We start from the raw sequence: 19,113 nt of genomic DNA on the forward strand, positions 1-19,113 counted from the left end.
TTACTCCTCGGCCCCGTTTTCTGCGTCAATTTCGCCCGACTCCTCGCGGTGGTAATGTCCCGCCTCGTACTCCGGGCCGTGGTCGAAGCCGAGCGCCTCCCATTCAGCACGGACCGCCTCTCTGAGATTTCTGGGGTAGGTCGTCTCGAAGGTGACTCGGGGAGCGATGTACTCCTCGTCCCATCGGGGGTCCCAGGCAGCGTTGACGTAGACGTTCGAACCTGTCGACCCGTCCCCCCGGTAGTGTGTCGCAGTCGCGGCCGGGGCTTCCGGATCCGAGAACTCCCAGTCGTTTGCCGGGTGGGCCTTCACCCAGATGTCGTCGAACGCGCGGCCGAGATCCATCGGTGCCGTCTCCGTATCCAGGACGACGACCTTGTCGAACAGCCGCGAAAAGGAAAAGAGCGTGTTCGCCAGTTGCCACTCGAAGCCCGCGTAGAGAATCTCGCTTGCGACCAGACAGACGCCGAGTCCCGCCTCTGCGGGTAGTGCGAGCCACTCGACCGGCCTCACCCCCCAGTAGTTGTTCACCCGGCCGTAGAGACGGGCGGATTCGATGATCGAAAGCAGGCTGCGGCCGTCTGACATCGCCGCCCCGGTCGGCGAGAAGGGGAGCAACGGATCCGGCCGTGTTCGGACCGACTCGACCTGCGCCGTCATCGTCGCAGTCGTCACGGCATTCTCCCACGGCGATTTCGGTCCCGCAGGCTCAGTGTCGGCGTCCGGTTCCGTGACGGTCGCCTCGACGACGATTTCGCTGTCGGCGGGGACCCCACCGCCCGCCGTCGGCGCGACCGGTACGTCGCCCAGGCTGTTTGCGACGCGTGGCGCGCCGTCGATGTGCGACTCGCCGATCCACCGCATCGTCGCCCCGATCAGCGCCGTGGGCGGTGCTCCCAGGACGAGAGACAGGGGTGCTCCCGACGATAACTCGCCTGCCGGCGTCGCCGGGACCGAGAGCCGTAGCCCATCGCTTCCGTGGATCGATCCCCGGACGGGAAGCCAGTTGACGGCGTCGACGTCGACACGCTGGCCGTCCGAACCGCCAGCGGCGTCCGTGTGCTCGGCCCCGTCCGACTCGCCTGTCGGTCGATCCGCGATCTCCCGTTCGGATTCGTTCTCCGCCGGGACCGCGGCCAGTCCCAGAGTTACGACGGGGAGATCTGCTCCGTCGATCGCCGGGATGCCGAGAGATCGAAGCTCGGATTCGCGCTCCGTCGCGGATAGGGTAGCGACGGGCGGCGCCGTTCCCCCCCGACGCGCTCTCTCGAGCGTGTCGAGAACGTCGAGATAATCCGCATCGATCCCGAGACCCAGGGCGGCCGCGACCCGTGACCACGGGTCTCGGGGGCGCACGGAGAGCCGGTCGGGACCGCCGAGCGTCCCCGAGACGGGCCGAGCCGTACCCCCGGTATCCGTCAGGAGAACCGCCGGCCCGTTCCCACGGGCCGCTTCGGCGGCAACAGCCGCGGCGGTATCGGCCCAGTGTGTCCGCTCGTCGATTTCGAGCAGGTCGTCGGCCGCGTCGAGTTCCGCCAGCAGGGAGCGGAGATCCGTCACCAGACGACACCTCCTCCCACCGTCCCCCCGTCGGCGTCGAATTCGACGCCGGCCCGCGAGAGTACCTCGCGGGCGCGTTCGCGAAGCGCCGCATCGGACGGCGAGTACCCGGGATCGTCCCCGTCGGTCGTCGCATCGATGTAGGCCTTTGCCGTCTTGGATCGGGACGTCCCCGTCTCCGCGTCGCCTTTCTCCTCCGGGGTCTGATAGATGTTCAGCGGGACTTTCGGCATCGCTTCGACGCCGAACTGGTGGAAGTCCGCGTCGGGATCAGCCGAGAGTGCAAGCGCCTCCAGGACGTCCCGCGTCGCAAGCGGATCCACGTCGGGATCGACGAACACGAAGAAATCGACGTGAAGCATCCCCCAGGTGGTGAAGATGAAGTTCGCCAGTTCGTGGAGATAGCCCGGCCGGGGCACGTCCGTCGAGACCACGTAGGCCGTCCGGGGGGTGAATCGCCAGGGGACGCACTTCTCGACGTCGTACCCCGCCGCGCGCAGTCCGAGCGTCGCGTCCGGGCCGATACAGGCCACCTCGGTGGTCGAACTCGTGTTCAGCGAGTAGCCCACACCCGAGCCTTCGACGCAGAACGGGATCAGCGGCTCCGATCGGTGGGTGATCGCCTCGACTTCGAGCACGGGCATCGAGCGTCGCGGCCCGTGCATATAGCCGAAGTAATCGCCGAACGGCCCCTCGTCGAGGCGCTCTCCGGGGAGGATCTGCCCCTCGATGACCAGTTCGGCGCTGGCCGGCACTTTCAGGCTATTGGTCGTACACTCGACGAGTTCGACCGGTTCGCGTTTGAGACCGCCGGCAAAGGCCGCCTCGTCGCTGCCGGTGGGGATCCACATCGAGGCGGTGAACTGCGCCGCCGGCTCGACCCCGACCGCGACCGCGACCGGCATCGGATCGTTCTGCCGCTCGTACCGGTAATAAAACAGGTTCGGCGCCTGCTCGCCGGCCAGAAGGAGTACGCTCGCTCTGTCGCCGTCCTGTATCATCGCGCGGTGGGACGACCAGTCCGTCCACGAGGAATCCGGGTCCGGAACCACCATCGTGTGGAGATTCGAGTACCGGCCGCCGTCGGCGGCGTGGATGTACGGCCACGGGAGCGCAAACAGATCCGCGTCGCTGCCCCGGTGGATGACGTCTTTGCACGGTGCCGAATCGGCGTCGACGGTCGTCGGTTCTATCGGAGAGCGCAGGCGGTCGATGAGCGTCTCGTAGTACGTATCGCCGTCCAGATCGGGCGGCAGTCCGAGCGCCCGCGCGACCCGATCCCACGGCCGCGCACGTGAGCCGCGGTACGGATCCCCGACCAACCGGGCCGTGATCTCGCTGTCCGTGACCGACTCGAAGACCGGAATCCGGTCGTCCCGGTTGTTCGCCAGCATTGTTATCGCGCTGGCTTCCAGGTTCCAGGAGATATCCCGTTCGATCCGCGTCAGTTCGTCTGCGGCGTCCAGACCGGCCAGATACGCGCGCAGGCTATCGGCCGGTTCGTCGGGACCTGGAGCGACGACAGTGCCGCCATCCGAGAGCGGGTGCGTCCCGTCGGTGCTTCCTTCGGATCGTTTCATTCCTCATCACCGCTTCGCAGTCGCAACTCCATCTCCTCGCGCTCGCGTTCGGTGCGAAGGTCGACGTACCGGTCGACCAGTTCGGGCCGGGTTTCGGAGAGGTGATCCCGGAGTAACGACCGAACTGCCGTCGAGACGGAGTCGTACTCGCCGGTCTCGACCAGGTACGACACCAGTGTCTTCACGTCCTCTCCGCGGGCAGTCAGGACGTTCGAGCCCTCCCGACTCTGCCGAAAGCACTCCCGCAGCACGTCCTCGTCGATACTCGTCTCCTCGACGTCGGTCTCGATAATCTCGATGTACCACTGCTCCTCGCGGTTTTCGTGCGGTCCGCGCAGGATCGTCAACGGGGCCGGGTCCGACAGCTCCGCGGGATCGCGAGCGATCCGCGCCCGCGTGGTGAAAATGTGCTTCGTCTCCTGATCCATCACCTGCATCGTAATCTCTCCGTCAGTGTCCGCAGGCAGATGATCCTCGGAGGTGATGTACTGGTCGCTCACGCGACCACCCCGCCGAGTCCGGGAGCCGTGTTCATATGGAAATTCCGGCGGCGAGTCGTTATAAAATCTTCCCGGCGATTCCAGCAGCCGTGCCGCTCAGATCGAGTGGGGCGGATCGATGTCCCGTGAAATGTGGTCTCGCGATCGGATGAGCGAGGACCTGCAAACGCTACGAAGATTCGTCGCAACATACTGTTTTATGCCGTCGGAGCATCGAACCGCCGATATGGGTTTCGACACACTAGACGTCACCGTCGACGAGGGGGTCGCTACAGTCCGTCTTGCGAACGACCCCGTGAACGCGATCAGCCAGGAGATGCGGTACGAACTGTCCGAGGCTGTCGACGTCCTCCAGGAAGACCGTGTCCGCGTCGGAATTTTCACCGGCACGCCCGACGTGTTCTCGGTCGGGGCCGACATCAGCCTCTTCGAGGAGGCGCAAGACTGGACGACCGCCGCGTTTCGGAAGAACAGCAAGGTACTCGGGCAGGTTTTCGAGTCGATCGAAACGATCGAGAAACCGATGCTCGCCGCGATCGAAGGCACGTGTGTCGGCGGCGGTCTCGAACTCGCACTCGCCTGTGACGTTCGTCTCGTCTCGCCGGCTGCGACGTTGGGGTTCCCGGAGCACAACATCGGGCTGATTCCCGGACTCGGCGGTTGTTCGCGGTTCGTCCATCTCGTCGGCCCCGGCAAAGCGAAGGATCTGATCTTCAGCGGTCGGCTCATCGACGGGGAGGAGGCAGAGGAGATTGGTCTCGCCGAGCGAGTCGTCGACGATCCGGACGAGGCGGCCAGCGAGTACGCCGAATCGCTCCTCTCGAAACCCCCGCAGGCGCTTGGGTTGGCGAAACGAACCGTCAACACAGCACGGGATGCGGATCTGCAGACGGCCGGTTTCGTCGAGTCACTCGCACAGAGCACCCTGATCGAAACCGCAGATCACAAAGAGGGTCTCGAAGCGTTCCGTGAGGACCGGGATCCAGAATTTACAGGGGAATAATATATAAAAATAAGAATATAATTTAGATCAATATTTAGCTATCGGAGCACAGTGGATCTGATTTGTAACGTTGCGATATCAGCGATTCGGTCCCGCTCTGTAGTGTGCAGTTGCTACGTAGTATATCATAAAAGATCTATTATTTAAATCAAAACATATTATTTTCAATATATTCATCTCCAGTTCTCCGAAGAGAGATCCATATCAATTGAATCAGTTTCGATGAATCGAACTGCAAAAACACAGTCCAGCGGTGCTCCATACGTTGTTCTCGTCGACAAAGGCCTGTGACGGGTGCGTTCGATACGATGAGAGACGTGAAATAATATTTGTACGCTTATTATTTTCTGATCGCCAGCGACCGCGAAGGTCAAATAGTTTCGTTGAACCGAACTAACGAACGATCGAAGAAACGGGTGGAGGCGGTAGTGCGCCCATCGCCACGGATTCGTTCTATCCTACCGAACTATTAATTCCCCCACGGGCGAACCGACGTAGTATGACGTCGACAGGTGACAGCAGCGGGGTGGAGACGACGCAACTGTCGCTAGACATTTTAGATCTCGTCGCCGAACGGGATGGGGTGCGTCTTCGTGGCGTGGTCGAGGAGTTCGATGTGGCAAAGAGCACCGCGCACAAGCACCTGACGACACTGCGGGAGAACGGTCTCCTGGTGAAGCACGGCGAGACGTACGACGTCGGGCTGAAATCCCTGAACCTCGGTGAGCGCGCGCGGAGCCAGTGGCCGGGCTACACGCACATCGAAGAGGCGATCGCGAGGCTGACCGAGTTGACCGAAGAGGAGTGTGACTTCGTGGCGCCCGATCGAGGTCGGGTCATCACGATCGCCGAGTCGTATCACAAGTGGGCGAAGTACGAGGGCACGGACGGCAGTTCCTCCAAGGAGTACCGCGCGCGGACGGGATCGTACTATCGGATGCACGCGACCGCCTCGGGGCTGGCAATCCTCTCGACGTACTCTCGGGACCGTATCGAGGCGATCATCGATCGGTGGGGGCTCCCCGCGCGCACCGATTACACGATCACCACGCGCGAGAATCTGTACGAGAAACTCGATCAGATCCGGGAGCGCGGCATCGCGGTCGACAACCAGGGCTACACCGAAGGGATGCGGAGCGTCGGAAAGGCTATCCACGGACCGGGCGACAGGGTGATCGGTGCGCTCAGCGTCTCCGGTCCGACCTATCGGATCGACGGCGCAGTGCTCGAAGAGGAGATCCCTAACGCTCTCACCGACGTCGCCAGCGAGTTAGAGGAGCACGTCGGGACGGCGAACTGAACCCGAAGGCCGCGTTGAACCATCCGAGGTGGTGGCCGTGGGTTTTCGTGTCGAGTCGATACGATCCCGGGCTCGGCGTGCCGTCGACAACCCGCCCGTACCTTGCCACATCCGGCCGAGGATAGCCTGTTCACCGAACTCTTGACCCGATGTCGAGTGCAGTGTCGTCTCCGATGTCGTGTCGTTGGCCGGTCTTCACCAGCAGAACCGAACGTTTCGTGTGATCGGATACGCAACCAGTTCCTTGCGCTACTATCGGAAACTCCGTGGAACGATGCTCCCCGCAACGACGACGCTGAGGTGGTGTGGACCGAGTGCAAGGGAGTCGGACCGGCCAAAACTTTTCACACTGCAAAAAAGAGGTTAGGGTCACCTATGGGACTGCTTTCCAATCTAAAAGACAAACTCAACCAGGAGACCACCTCCCAGGAGACAGCCGGAGTGGACAAAGATCCCGACGCTACCCGAATTTTCTTCGCCACAGACGTTCACGGATCGACGGCGTGTTGGCGGAAGTTCATCAACAGCGCCGACTTCTACGACGCCGACGTGTTGATCCTCGGCGGCGACACTACCGGGAAAGCGATCTTCCCCATCGTCGACGAGGGCGACAAGTACACGTACACCCGGCAGGGTGACGAACACACCATCACCGACGAATCGGAACTCGAAGACCTCCTCGATTCCCTGGAGGACACCGGCTACTACCCCTACGTGATGGACGAAGCGGAGTACGACGCGCTCCAGAACGCCGACGACGCCCAGGAGCGCCAAGACGAGATCTTCATCTCCGAGATGTGCGACCGGATCGAGGAGTGGATCGCGTTCGCCGAGGAGAACCTCGACGACACGCCGGTGTACGCCTGTCCCGGAAACGACGATCCCTTCGAGATCGACGAGGTGTGGGATTCCTCCGACACGATAGACCTCGTCGAGGGCGACGTCGTCGAGATCGGTCCGGGGTACCAGATGGCCAGTACCGGATGGACCCATCCGACGCCGTGGGATACAGACCGCGAGGAGTCCGAGGAGGACCTGCGGAAGCGCATCGAGGGCATCATCAGCGGCATCGACGACTTCGATCGGGCGATCTTCAACTTCCACGAGCCGCCGTACGACTCCCAGTTGGACGAGGCGCCCGAACTCGACGAGGACCTCCGGCCGAAGTTCGGAGCCCAGTCGACCGAACCGGTCGGGAGCAAGGTCATCCGTGACATTATCGAAGAGTACCAGCCGCCGCTGTCGCTGCACGGCCACATCCACGAGTCGCGTGGCCACACGAAGATCGGCAGGACCGACGCGATCAATCCGGGGAGCGTCTACTCCGAGGCGTCGCTGCAGGGCGCGATCATCGATCTCGAACCCGAGGTCGACGTGGTCGGACTCGTCAGGGGGTAATATTAAATACCACCCCGAGGTGACTCTTGATAACAAGGTGCTACTCGTGTGAGCCAGACCGAGCCCAGATCCGATCCGGTCAAGGAGGCGAAGCGAGTCGTTGAGACGGCCGACGACCGGGATTTGACGGTCCGGATGATCGGTGGGACGGCCATCAACCGGCACGCGGAAACCGCGAGGGAGGAGCCGTTCAAACGGGGCTACCGGGACGTCGACTTCGTCATCAGACGGGAGGAGGAGGATGAAACAGTCGAGATGATGGAAGAACTTGGCTACGAGCCGAGCGAGCGGTTCAACACGATGCGTCGCTTCCGCCTGGAGTTCACGGATCCGGTCAACGAGCGGAAGGCCGACTACATCATCGACCGCTTCGACTTCTGTCACACCTGGAGCCTGCGCGACCGGATCGACGAGGATTACCCGACTGTCCCCATCGAGGATCTCCTGCTCTCGAAACTCCAGATCGTCGAGGTCAGCGACCGCGACGTTCGGGACATCATCGCGATGCTCACGGATCACCCGATCGAATCGGGCGCCGACGACACCGAAATCATCAACAGCGAGTACATCGCCGACCTCTTAGGTGGCGACTGGGGGCTATGGCGGACAGTCACGTACAGCCTCGACCGGGTACAGGAGTACGTCGATTCGAACGACCTCCCGGTCGACGAGTCGGAACTGGACTCCCGGATGGAGGCCCTCCGCGACGAGATCGACGATCATCCGAAGAGCCTCCGGTGGAAGCTCCGCTCTATCGTCGGCGAACACAAGCAGTGGTACAAGCAGCCCGAACTCGGCTAGCGACAGACCGACGCCCGCGGAATCCACTCGCTCGGGATCGACGGACCGCCGACTTGCGACTGTCCTCTCGCGTCGTCCGAAAAAAATCGCGCCGCGTTACTGCAACCGACGTGTCGGCCCCGGCGTCATACCGATTACCTCACTTTTCACCGCCGAGCGCCGTCAACGGACTGGCGCTCGGCGGGAAGCGACGAGAGTGATCAGCATCAGTCCTTCGGGATCTCCGAGTGGAGATTGTCCAGATCGACGCCCTGGCTTGCTCTGCGGCGCTTCATCACGAGGTAGATGCCGGCCGACAGGAGATAGAGGATCCCGAGGAAACCCATCGACCGGACGTTGTTGAGCCCGTAGACGCTCTCGGTCGCCCAGTAGTAGAAGACGACGAGCAAGAAGAGGGCGAACACGCCGGCGACGATCGAGATGACGGGAATCCCGCCGATCTCGTACTTCGAGACCGGGTTCTTCGAGAACAGTTCCGGCCGCCGCCACGGGAATAGCATACACGCGATCGTGGAGCCGAAGAACGTGACCGCAATCGCGAACGTCGCCGCCAGCGTGAGCGTCTGGAAGCCCGGTGCGAAGAAGTAGATCACCGTGAGGATCGCTGCCGGGATCGCCATCAGCAGGATGGCGTAGAACGGCGTGTTGTACCGGCCCTTGACCTCCGCGAACACCTCGGGGATGGTCCGGTCGAACGCCGTCGCGAAGATGACCCGGGTCGACGAGAGGAACACCGTTCCGGACCACGCGAAGAACCATCCCGCCATCAGGATCGCCATCAGCTTCGCGAGGATCCCGTTCCCCATCGCGATGGCCGCGATGGTCGTCGGCGAGGAGAGCCACTGCTGGGCGCCCGCGCCGACGAAGTAGTTGTAGTTCAGCGCCTGGTAGAACGTGTACCCGACCGCGGAATCGAACAGCGGCCACAGAAGGATCGCAAGCCCACCGGCCGCGATCAGCGCGCCCTCGAAGACGCCGAACATCTTCTTGAACTCCCCGGCTTCGCGGACTTCACCGAACAGCGTCGAGCCCCACACGGTCCACATAATCCAGAACAGAAGCATGGGAACCAGTTTGAACGACGCACCCCAGTTGAGGTTCCACATCGGAGCGAAGTCCACCGACGTGCCTTCGATGATCCCGTTGTAGGTCGCGTCCATCCCCCACGTGCTCATCTGGGAATTGAAGGCGCTCTGGAACTGCGATGGGTTCGTTGTGAGCAGCCCGCCGATGAAGATCACCAGTCCCACGACGCCGACGTAGAACAGCGCTTGCTGGATCCGCGCGTACCACTTCATTCCGAGGCTGACGTAGATGAACACGAACGCGATGACGATCAAAGAGGAGACCAGAAGTCCCTGGCTCGAGTTCCAGAAGTTGGCCAGTTCGACGAATCCGAAAAGCGCCGACACCGGCCCTAACACGAGCCACGAGAGGATCGATCCGTAGATCGGGACCCAGAGCCAGAGAATGAACACCCAGCCGGGCCACGAGAGGAAGAAGCCCCAGAACCCACTCAACAGACGACTCTGCCACACGTAGTCGCCACCGACCCGCGGCATCGAGGCCACGAGCGTCGCGTAAACTGCGTTCTGCAACGTGATCGCGACGACCGCGATGAGGGTCGCCAGTATCGGGCTTCCCTGCGGGATGAACGCGTTGAACGTCCATATGTAGAAGCCCAACGTGACGATGTTTACTGACAGGAATGCGTAGATTCCTGCATCGTACGATGACCAGTCCCGTACCAGTCCCGTCGCTTCTCTGACGAAGAGGGTGTCATCACCTGACATACTACACCTCTAAGATGAGACCATTTCGCGATAACATTTAATAGTATCGGTCACGCGTATAAAACACTTCAGCTATACACGTGGGGTAGGAGCGTGCAGTAGCGGAGGGAAAGAGGTTTGAAGGTGGGGGAGCCGGGATTCTCGTCGGCGAACGGTATGAGAAGAGGGAAACTGCGTCCCGCCGAGCGCCACCCCGGATGGCGGAGCTCTGCGGGAAGAGACGAGAGTAATCAGTATCAGTATGCGTCGCGGGCGACTTCGAGCAGATCAGCCGCGTCGGCGTCGCGGGGGTTATCGTGGATTTCGATGGTGTCGAGTGATTTCTCCGCGATCGTTTCGAGATCGTCCTCCGCGACGTCCAGTTCGCTGAGACTCGACGGGAGATCCACTTCGTCGATCAGAGCCTCGACGGCGTCGACGGCTTCGTGAGCGGCTTCGACGTCCGAGAGTCCAGAGACGTCGCTACCCATCGCATCAGCGACCTCGGCGTACCGGCCGGGATACTCCTCCAGGTTGTACCGCATCACTGGAGGCGTGAATACGGCGATCGCCTCCCCGTGGGGGATCTCCGGATACATCCCGCCGGTGACCTCCGCAAGCGAGTGGATCGCGCCGAAGCCGGCGAAGTTCTCACAGAAGCCGGCCATATGCGACCCGAACAGCATCTGTTCGCGTGCTTCCATATTCCCCGTCTCGTAGGCGTCACCCAGGTATTCCGGCACGAGCCCCATCACGTGTTTCGTGTAGGGCTTTACGAGTTCGGGCGCGCCCGCGGCGACGTGGTTCTCCAGCGCGTGTGAGAACGCATCGAATCCCGTCGCAGCGGTCTGTCGTGGCGGCAGCGACGCCGTCAGTTCGGGATCGACGAGCGAGACGTCCGCGCCAAGATACGGCCCGTCGGGGTACAGCGGCGGTTGGCCGATCGCCATCTTGAACTCCCGCTCCTGTGCCGTGATCACGGCCCAGTAGTCGACCTCACTTCCGGTGCCGGCGGTCGTCGGGATCGTGATCAGTGGGTGGGTGTGGTTCTCGACCGTCCCAGCGGTCACATCTTCCGGTGTATTGACCTCGTAGTCGGCGAGACTCCCGGAGTTGGTCTTCATCAGCGTCGCACACTTCGCCGTGTCGATGACGCTGCCGCCGCCGACCGCGACGACGACGTCGTATCCGCCACCCGACAGGACATCGAGTGTATCGTGTACCATCTCGGCGGTCGGATTCGGTTCGACCCCGTCGTAGACGTCGTATTCGATGCCCTCGGCTTCCAGTGAGGCCTCAACCCCATCGAGGATTCCGGCGGCCCGAATTCCCTGATCGGTGACTAGCAGGGCACTGTTCCACCCTTTCGCGTCGATCACTTCGCCCGCCCGTTTGCTTTTCCCATTCCCGAACTCGACCCAGATCGGAAACGAGAGCGTGTACTCGCCGAGACTCATCGTTGTACCCGGCCGGCGGGGATCCAGTTTCGGTTCGGATTACTGTCTGATCGGGCGTAGCTGTTTCGTCGCATCCGTGGTAGACTCGAACAACACTAGTATAAAAGGTGTTTGTTAGCGTGAATATTGCTTATTCTTGTCCGACGGATCCGAGCGTCGCGTAAAGATTTTTGAGTTCCGAAACGAGAGTGCCCGTATGGCGAGTTCCTCACCAGAGGGCGGTACCGTCACCGATAGACATCGATCGAAGCACCAGGAAGTGAGAGCCGAGTTCGATTTCGGTCCGTGGATCGGCGGAGAGCATCAGCCGGGCGGAACAGAGCAGGCTGTCCGTGATCCGGTGATCGACGAGGCGATCGTCGAGATCCCCCACTCCAGTACCGCGGCGGTCGACGAGGCGGTCGAGGGCGCCTGGGACGCCTTCGAGAATCGCTGGGAGGAGGCGAGCGCCCGCGACCGGTCTGCTCGCCTGTTCGAGTGGGCCGATGTCCTGTCGGATCACGTCGAGGAACTGACTCTCCTGGAATGTCTGGATTGCGGCAAACCGATTACGCAGGCGCGCGGCGAAGTCGAAGGGGCGATCGATACCATCGAATTCTACGCATCTGTCTGCCGGGCACAGCGCGGAAGCGAGGTTCCGGCCGGCGACGACCTCCATCTCTACACGACCCAGGAGCCGTACGGCGTCGTCGGGCAGATCGTCCCGTGGAACTACCCGCTTTGGGCGGCCGCCTGGAAGCTGGGGCCCGCACTCGCCGCCGGTAACGCATGTGTGTTGAAGCCTGCGAGCGACACCCCACTCTCGACGATCCGGGCGGCACAGCTCTCGGAGGGAATCTTCCCCGACGGCGTCCTCAACATCGTTCCGGGATCGGGATCCGAGGTCGGGCAGGCGATCGCCGAACACGACGACGTTCGAAAGGTTTCGTTCACCGGCAGCACCGACGTCGGAAGCGGGGTGATGCGGGCCGCCGCGGAACGGGTCGCTCCGGTCACGCTCGAACTCGGCGGCAAATCCCCGTTCATCGTCTTCCCGGATGCGGATCTGGAGAAAGTCGTGCAGGCGGTCGCCGACGGGATCTTCTACAGCACTGGCGAGATCTGTGACGCCTTCTCCCGGGCCCTCGTGCATGAATCGATCGCCGAGGAGTTCACCGAGCGGTTCGTCGAAGCCGCCGAATCCTACGTACTCGGAGACCCGCTCTCCGAGGAGACGACGATGGGTCCGTTGACGTCGCAGAGCCAATTCGAGACAGTCACAGAGTACATCGAGACCGGCAAATCGGAAGCGGAGTTGCTCAGTGGCGGCGGCACCCCCGACGACCCCGAACTATCAGACGGGTGGTACGTCGAACCGACCGTCTTCGGCGGGGTGACAAACGAGATGACGATCGGTAGCGAGGAGATCTTCGGCCCGGTCCAGACGATTATGACGTTCGAGGATTACGACGAGGCGATCGAACTCGCAAACGAGACACAGTACGGCCTCGCCTCCGGAATCGGAACAGAGCGCACCACACTCGTCCACCAGACCGCAGACGACCTGGATGCAGGGCTGGTGTACGTCAACGAGTACGGCCCGATTCTTCCTGACGCCCCATACGGTGGGTTCAAACAGTCCGGATTCGGCAAAGATCTGGGCCTGGAAGCACTCGAACACTACCAGCGTCAGAAGAGCGTCTACGTCAACCTCGACGACCCCGAACTGTGATAATGATTACTCTCGTCTCTTCCCGCCGAGCGCCGTCAACGGGGGTTATGCTCGGCGGTAAAAAGTGAGAGTAACCATTATGAGTTCTCTCCGGGTCGTGCCTTCGCTTCGGCACTCGCCGTGGTTTCGTTAAACGAAACGAGTGGACTCGGGAGTCGCTCGTCGCCGGAACGACATCGACCCTGAAGCAGCAAAAAACACCGAGAGTCGCCCGCCGAATCTGTGGTAACACACAGCGTGAGGGGTGCACCAGCGGCGGTCCGGAATGCAGTTGTAGTTCGACTCAGCGAAATTCTAACCGGAGCAACCGGGCGGTCAGCGGACGCATAACGGATGTACCTATGTTATCTCTCGGGGACTGCACGATTCACAGCGACAGCGGAGACGAACCAAACTGTCTCTGTGGTGGTGTCCCGGTGATAGTATATAATAGTTCGATTCAGGACTACGATCAGCGAACCGGCTTCGATGATGACATTGGAATTGTACAATTTGTGGACCGGTGAACGTGACTGCGACCCCCGACTACTGCCAGCCGTGAGGTTTCGTGAAACGGCTGGAAACGCGTCGAAAAAACGGAACGAAAACGGGCTACTTCGTCTGCACGTTGAACGTCTCGAGCAGCGGCTTGTTGGCGAGGATCAGGATGACGAGCGGCGGGAGCAGCGCGAGGATCGTCCCCGCCATAATCAGGCCCCACAGCGTCTCGCCGGCCGCCTGCGCACCCTGGAGCTGTTTCAGACCGACCTGGACGACCTGGTTGCTCTCCGATTGGATCGCGACCAGCGGCCAGAGGTACTGGTTCCAACTCCAGATGAACGCGATGACGTACAGGCCGATGAGCATACTCTTCGACATCGGAATCAACACGTACACCAGGAACTTGATCGGGCCGATCCCGTCGAGTTTCGCTGTTTCGACGATCGACTCCGAGATGGACTCGAAGTGCTGACGAAGCAGCAACACCGACGTCGCACTGGCGAAGTACGGCATCACCAGCGCCAGCATCGTGTCGTTCCAGTTGAGCTTGACCATAAGCTCGAACAGCGGGACGATCCGGATCGGGACCGGCAGCGTCAGCGTGAGGAGAATGAAGATGAAGATGGCCCGCTTGAACCGGAAGTCGAAGAACACGATGGCCAGCGCTGCCAGAAGCGAAATGCCGACCTTGCCGACGGAGATGAGCGTGGCCATCACGAGGCTGTTTTTCAGGTAGGTGAGGAAACCGTGTTCCTGTAAGACAGTCGTGTAGTTGCTGAGCCCGTCACTTCCGATTCCGAGGAAAGTGAAATTCAGGATCTCGGCCTTCGTCTGCGTGCTCATCAGCGCAACGAGCACCACCGGCAGGAGCAGGATTGCCAGCGATATCAGCAGTGCACCGTGTAGTTGCCACTGGCGTCTGATCCGACGTTTGTACACGTCGGCGTTGTTCGATACCGTCTCGATGTCGGGGATGTCGACGACGCTCATCTCACCCGCCTCCGTAGTGTGCGTACCGATCTGACATAAGTAGCTGGACGATCATCAGCCCCCCGACGAGGGCGAACAGGATGAGCGACTGTGCCGCGGCGAGTCCCATCTGGCTGGAGCTGAACGCAGTCTGGTACAGTTCGTAGATCAGTACCGTCGTCGTGTTCCCCGGACCGCCGCTGGTCATAATGTCGATGACCGGAAACGGGAGGAAGAACGCGTAGACGGTGTTCATAATGATCAGGAACCCGATTGTCGGCGAGATGAGCGGGACGTACACCCGACTTAGCAGCTTCAGGTGACCGACGCCATCGAGCTTTGCGGTCTCGTCGATCGTCTTCGGGATACTGCTGAAGGCGCCGACGATGAAGATGACGTTGTACCCGATCATCTTCAGGATGGTCGTCCCCGAGACGACAGCTAACGCCTGGAGATCGTTCGAGAGCCAGTTGAACTCGATGCCGGTCGCGGCCTCGAGCGCGAACGTGAAGATCCCGACAGTCGGGTGCAGCAGAAACAGCATTATCGTCGCGACGATCGCAAAGGAAAAGGAATACGACAGGATCGCCGACACCAGGTAAAACGACTTGGCGAACTCGATCTGATAGACGAGATACCCGAGGAGCAGCGCAATCGCCAGCGCTCCGATGACGACGACAACCGCGAACGCCAGCGTGATCAGGAAACTGTACTGGTATCGGCCGCTCGTCAGCAGCCACTCGAAGTTCGCGAGTCCGACGTACTGTTGGCGTGCGCCCGCTGCGACGGTCTTGTACAGACTGAGTCGGAACGTCTCGATCGCGGGGTAGTAGAGAAATGCGACACTCGCGGCCAGCGTCGGGAGCAGAAGCAGGAGCGCCTTCCATCTGGATTGATATATTTCGCTCATAAATCGGTGACGTGACAAATAGGTTCAGTCGCGCTCTCAGACCCGCTCGTACCGTTCGAGCTGGCGGTCGCCGAAGTCCTTGATGGCCTGTGCCGCCTCGTTGATCGCCTTGCCCTGGAGCATCTCGTCCGACTGGCTCTCGACTTCCTGGTAGATATCCGACGCAGGACCCATCAGGATGCCCTGGTTCATCTCGTGTTTCTCCCAGGCCTTGTACTGCTCGTAGGAGACCTTGTAGGTGTCCGGGTTGTCCTCGTAGAAGCCCTGGTCTTCGAGGACGGTGAACGACTCCTTGTGCGACGGGAAGTAGCCGGTCTGTTTCGAGTAGTACGCCTGCTGCTCGGCGCCGGTCATATTCTCCAGGAACGTCGCGATCGCCTCGCGCTCGGCGTCGCTGCGATCCTTGTCGGAGACCCAGACCGCCGCACCGCCCATACTGTGGCCGATCCGGTCGCCCGGCACCGGCAGCGCGGCCACGCCGACGTTGATGTCGTTCTCCTCGAAGCCCGAGAGGCTGTAGGCCAGCGAGCCCGAGGAGTTCATATGCATCGACGCGACGCCGTTCTGGAACGCCTGCTCGGAGGCGCCCCAGTTCTTGATGCCGGGGTTGTGGTAGGCGTCCCCGATGTCGTTGATCCAGAAGTCGAACACTGCCTGTGCGTCCTCGGTGTTGTAGTACACTTCGGTCGGTTCGCCCGCGCGCCCGTTCTTCTGATCGCAGACGAACTGCTCCCGTTCGGCCATCCAGCTGTTGATCCACCAGTTGTGGTTCGGCCAACTGACGCCGTAGTCGGCGACGCCCTCGTCGACGATTGTATTGGCGGCGCTCGCCAGTTCCTCCCAGTTGTCAGGCGGGGATTCCGGGTCGAGTCCCGCCTCCTCGAAGTGATCTTTGTTGTAGTACATGATGATCTGGGAGTTGTTGAACGGGATCGACCACGTGGTCCCCTCGATGACGCTTGTCCCGATGGCCGGCCCGATGTAGTCGTCCGGGTTCATATCCGGCCAGATCTCCTCGACCGGGGTGAAGAAGCCGCTGTCCTTGGCGATGATCGCGTCACCCTTGTCGAGATGGCCGACGTCCGGGGGATTGCCCGCGTTGGCCGCGTTGAAAAGCGCCGAGCGCGACTCCGCGTAACTGCCCTGGGCGGACATATCGATGGTGATGTTCGGGTGTTCCTCCTCGAAATTCGCCACCATCTGGGTGAACGTCTCCTCGTAGTACCCACCCCACGCAGGCCAGAAGCTCACCGTTACCTGCTCCTCGCCAGCGTCGCCGACGGTGGTCCCTTCCGAGTCCGTCTCCGTCGCTGTGGACCCACCATCGCCTTCGGTTTCGGTGTCCTCGGAACCACCGTCTCCCGTACAACCGGCTAACCCCATCGCCGCCGTGGTGCCGCCGGCCACGAGGAATCGACGCCGGGAGTAACGGCCTCCGCTTTTGTCGGAATGGCTACGTGACATAGTTGCATCGCACTGTTTTGAACCGATTAGTATTAATATTTCTTAACGAGACTGACACTATTCGAATGAATCAGCCATCGGCGGGGAAAAAGCTACTTTGAAACAGGCTTTTGACGTGACTGATGCGTACAGGATTCGTCAGTTTCGATCGGGAAGCGTACTCGGAATCGATCGCCCACGCAGACGAACTCGGCTTCGATTACGTCGAACTTATGATGGACGGCGACGCCCACCGTGATCAACTCGAACGTGATAGCGACGTCGTGACCGACGCGCTCGCGACCCACGATGTCGATCTTCTCGTCCACCTCCCGTATCCGATGCTCATCGGCTCGCCGCACCGCCACCAGCGGACGGGCGCTGTCGAGGAGCTGAAGCGGTGTATCGAGGTCGCAGCTACACTGGGCGCCGAGAAGGGGGTTCTCCACCCCGACTCGTACGCCTGGCGGCGCCTCTGGGACCGTGACGAACTGAACTCGATGCTCGTCCCCTCAGTTCGCGAACTGGATGAGTTCGCCGCAGAACACGAATTCGAGATCTGCCTGGAGAACCATTACGACGACGTCGGCTCACTCGACGTCCACGGCTTCGATGTGATCCTTTCGGAAACGGATACCTCGATGACGTTCGATACCGGTCACGCGGCGATCTCGGGAATGACGGAATCGGAGATGGCCTCGTTCCTCACCGAACACAGCGAGCGGGTCTCACATCTCCATCTCAACGACACGCGGCACCCGGACACCGGGTATCAGGAGAAAGACGAACATCTGCCGCTGGGGTACGGAGGCCTCGACTTTGCGACGGCGCTCCAGCCCGTTCGGGAGGGAATCTGGGACGGCACGCTCTCTATCGAACTGGACACTGCGGACTTCGAGTATCTCGAGATGAGTAAACGACGGCTGAAACGGATCCTCGCCTGAATCGTCGCCCGGGAGAGACGCAAGCCCCTCAGGCGGTAACTTCTCGCTCGATTGCGTGAGCCGAGTGATACAGTACGTCACCGGTCTCGGCGTCGAAGAGATGGAGTCGCTCGGGGTTACAGACCAGCGACACCGTGTCGCCGCGGGACACGTCGGCGTGCGCATCGAGTTGAATCCGGACCTCCTGCTCGCCGATCATCCCGTACACGAGCGAACTGTCACCGAGCGGTTCGATCACGTCGACGGTAAGCGACAGCGGGGTCTCCTGTTCGAAGTCGGAGGTGGACGCGAGATGGATGTCCTCGGGTCTGATGCCGAACGTGACTTCACCGAGGTCGGCCCGCCGGAGATCGTCGTTCGCGGGGAGCGTGATCTCGAAGTCCTCACGGGCGTGTTGGGCCTCGATGGAAAACTCGCCGCCCTCCTGTCGGAACTCCGCCGGGATCAGGTTGATCGGCGGCGAGCCGATGAACTCCGCGACGAACTCGTTGTCCGGGAAGTCATAGAGTGTCTGCGGCGGGTCGACCTGTTGGATCTGCCCTTCGTTCATCACGACCACCTTGTCGCCGAGCGTCATCGCCTCCGTCTGATCGTGTGTCACGTACACGGTCGTGGTCCCGAGTTCCTGGTGGAGTTCGTCGAGTTCGGTCCGCATCTCGATCCGGAGTTTCGCATCGAGGTTCGAGAGGGGTTCGTCGAGCAGGAGTACGTCGGGATCTCTGACGAGGGCCCGTCCGAGCGCGACGCGCTGGCGCTCGCCGCCGGAAAGCTGCTTGGGCTTGCGGTCAAGGAGGTCCGCGATGCCGAGTGTGTCGGCGGCTTCCCGGACCCGTTCGTCGATCTCGTCGCTGGAATACGTCTCGGAGCCCGAGTTCATCCCGAACGTCATATTTCGCCGGGCGCTCATATGCGGGTACAGTGCGTAGTTCTGGAACACCATCGCGACGTTCCTGTCTTTCGGTGGCGTGCCGTTCATCAACTGGTCGTCGAAGTACAGTTCCCCCGACGTGATGTCTTCGAGCCCAGCAATCATCCGCAAGGTCGTGCTCTTGCCGCAGCCGCTCGGCCCGACGATCACGATGAACTCCCCTGGTTCGACCTCGAGGTCGATTCCTTTGACCGCGATGAGTGACCCGTAATCCTTCGTGAGGTCCTGCAGCGAGACGCTGGTCTCCGACGATGGATCCATATGTTCTTCGAAATCTCCGCCTGCACCGTACTTAATATTTGTGCCGGCACCGAGAGATGGCAGTTCTGAGAGTCTATACCCCGTTGTTAGCGCCGC

Annotated in this window: 15 protein-coding genes; 6 read left to right on the forward strand and 9 right to left on the reverse strand. The window is 61.4% G+C overall.

What is annotated here, in order from left to right; translation table 11 throughout:
* From RJT37_RS11895 to RJT37_RS11905, 3 genes are read right to left on the reverse strand one after another with little or no spacing between them, the layout of a single operon-like run.
* Positions 1 to 1,560, reverse strand: a complete 1,560-nt coding sequence (locus tag RJT37_RS11895) for a UbiD family decarboxylase domain-containing protein (RefSeq protein ID WP_313684706.1) — start codon at positions 1,558 to 1,560, stop codon at positions 1 to 3.
* A complete protein-coding gene (locus tag RJT37_RS11900) occupies positions 1,557 to 3,140 on the reverse strand; it encodes a UbiD family decarboxylase (protein WP_313684708.1) in 1,584 nt (527 codons plus the stop codon). Before RJT37_RS11900 ends, RJT37_RS11895 begins: the two co-directional genes overlap by 4 nt.
* The gene (locus RJT37_RS11905; protein ID WP_311172225.1) at positions 3,137 to 3,640 is read right to left on the reverse strand and encodes a hypothetical protein; all 504 of its coding nucleotides are present in this window, start codon (positions 3,638 to 3,640) and stop codon (positions 3,137 to 3,139) included. Before RJT37_RS11905 ends, RJT37_RS11900 begins: the two co-directional genes overlap by 4 nt.
* A gap of 226 nt (positions 3,641 to 3,866) precedes the next feature.
* On the opposite strand from RJT37_RS11905, the gene RJT37_RS11910 reads away from it, so the two are divergent.
* The 4 genes from RJT37_RS11910 (at position 3,867) to RJT37_RS11925 (ending at position 8,142) form a co-directional block, all read left to right on the forward strand.
* Entirely contained in the window at positions 3,867 to 4,643 is a 777-nt protein-coding gene (locus RJT37_RS11910) for an enoyl-CoA hydratase/isomerase family protein (RefSeq protein WP_313684710.1), read from the forward strand.
* A gap of 499 nt (positions 4,644 to 5,142) precedes the next feature.
* Complete coding sequence (locus tag RJT37_RS11915) at positions 5,143 to 5,943, forward strand: IclR family transcriptional regulator (RefSeq protein ID WP_313684712.1); 801 nt, start codon at positions 5,143 to 5,145, stop codon at positions 5,941 to 5,943.
* A 375-nt stretch (positions 5,944 to 6,318) separates the two neighbouring features.
* Entirely contained in the window at positions 6,319 to 7,341 is a 1,023-nt protein-coding gene (locus RJT37_RS11920) for a metallophosphoesterase family protein (RefSeq protein ID WP_313684713.1), read from the forward strand.
* 48 nt (positions 7,342 to 7,389) lie between these two features.
* Positions 7,390 to 8,142, forward strand: coding sequence for a hypothetical protein (locus RJT37_RS11925; protein WP_313684714.1), 753 nt, complete (start codon positions 7,390 to 7,392; stop codon positions 8,140 to 8,142).
* A 206-nt stretch (positions 8,143 to 8,348) separates the two neighbouring features.
* On the opposite strand, the gene RJT37_RS11930 is transcribed toward RJT37_RS11925, so the two are convergent.
* Together RJT37_RS11930 and RJT37_RS11935 are read right to left on the reverse strand one after the other, a co-directional pair.
* Complete coding sequence (locus tag RJT37_RS11930; protein ID WP_313684715.1) at positions 8,349 to 9,935, reverse strand: APC family permease; 1,587 nt, start codon at positions 9,933 to 9,935, stop codon at positions 8,349 to 8,351.
* A gap of 236 nt (positions 9,936 to 10,171) precedes the next feature.
* Positions 10,172 to 11,371: an iron-containing alcohol dehydrogenase gene (locus RJT37_RS11935; RefSeq protein ID WP_313684716.1), complete on the reverse strand. Its 1,200-nt coding sequence runs from the start codon at positions 11,369 to 11,371 to the stop codon at positions 10,172 to 10,174.
* Positions 11,372 to 11,567: 196 nt separating this feature from the next.
* Here RJT37_RS11935 and RJT37_RS11940 point away from each other — a divergent pair, with 196 nt between their 5' ends.
* A complete protein-coding gene (locus tag RJT37_RS11940) occupies positions 11,568 to 13,082 on the forward strand; it encodes an aldehyde dehydrogenase family protein (RefSeq protein WP_313684717.1) in 1,515 nt (504 codons plus the stop codon).
* Between the two features lie 591 nt (positions 13,083 to 13,673).
* On the opposite strand, the gene RJT37_RS11945 is transcribed toward RJT37_RS11940, so the two are convergent.
* From RJT37_RS11945 to RJT37_RS11955, 3 genes are read right to left on the reverse strand one after another with little or no spacing between them, the layout of a single operon-like run.
* Positions 13,674 to 14,552, reverse strand: a complete 879-nt coding sequence (locus RJT37_RS11945; RefSeq protein ID WP_313684719.1) for a carbohydrate ABC transporter permease — start codon at positions 14,550 to 14,552, stop codon at positions 13,674 to 13,676.
* Between the two features lies 1 nt (position 14,553).
* Positions 14,554 to 15,441 carry a carbohydrate ABC transporter permease gene (locus RJT37_RS11950; protein WP_313684721.1) on the reverse strand — a complete coding sequence of 296 codons (888 nt, stop codon included), beginning with the start codon at positions 15,439 to 15,441 and terminating at the stop codon, positions 14,554 to 14,556.
* 36 nt (positions 15,442 to 15,477) lie between these two features.
* Positions 15,478 to 16,905, reverse strand: a complete 1,428-nt coding sequence (locus tag RJT37_RS11955; RefSeq protein WP_313684723.1) for an ABC transporter substrate-binding protein — start codon at positions 16,903 to 16,905, stop codon at positions 15,478 to 15,480.
* Between the two features lie 122 nt (positions 16,906 to 17,027).
* Here RJT37_RS11955 and RJT37_RS11960 point away from each other — a divergent pair, with 122 nt between their 5' ends.
* Positions 17,028 to 17,828: a sugar phosphate isomerase/epimerase family protein gene (locus RJT37_RS11960; protein ID WP_313684725.1), complete on the forward strand. Its 801-nt coding sequence runs from the start codon at positions 17,028 to 17,030 to the stop codon at positions 17,826 to 17,828.
* Between the two features lie 28 nt (positions 17,829 to 17,856).
* Here RJT37_RS11960 and RJT37_RS11965 read toward each other — a convergent pair whose 3' ends face one another.
* A complete protein-coding gene (locus RJT37_RS11965; protein ID WP_313684726.1) occupies positions 17,857 to 19,017 on the reverse strand; it encodes an ABC transporter ATP-binding protein in 1,161 nt (386 codons plus the stop codon).
* Between the last annotated feature and the right edge of the window lie 96 nt (positions 19,018 to 19,113).

Source organism: Halobellus marinus, from assembly GCF_032113415.1.
Classification (GTDB): domain Archaea; phylum Halobacteriota; class Halobacteria; order Halobacteriales; family Haloferacaceae; genus Haloquadratum; species Haloquadratum marinus.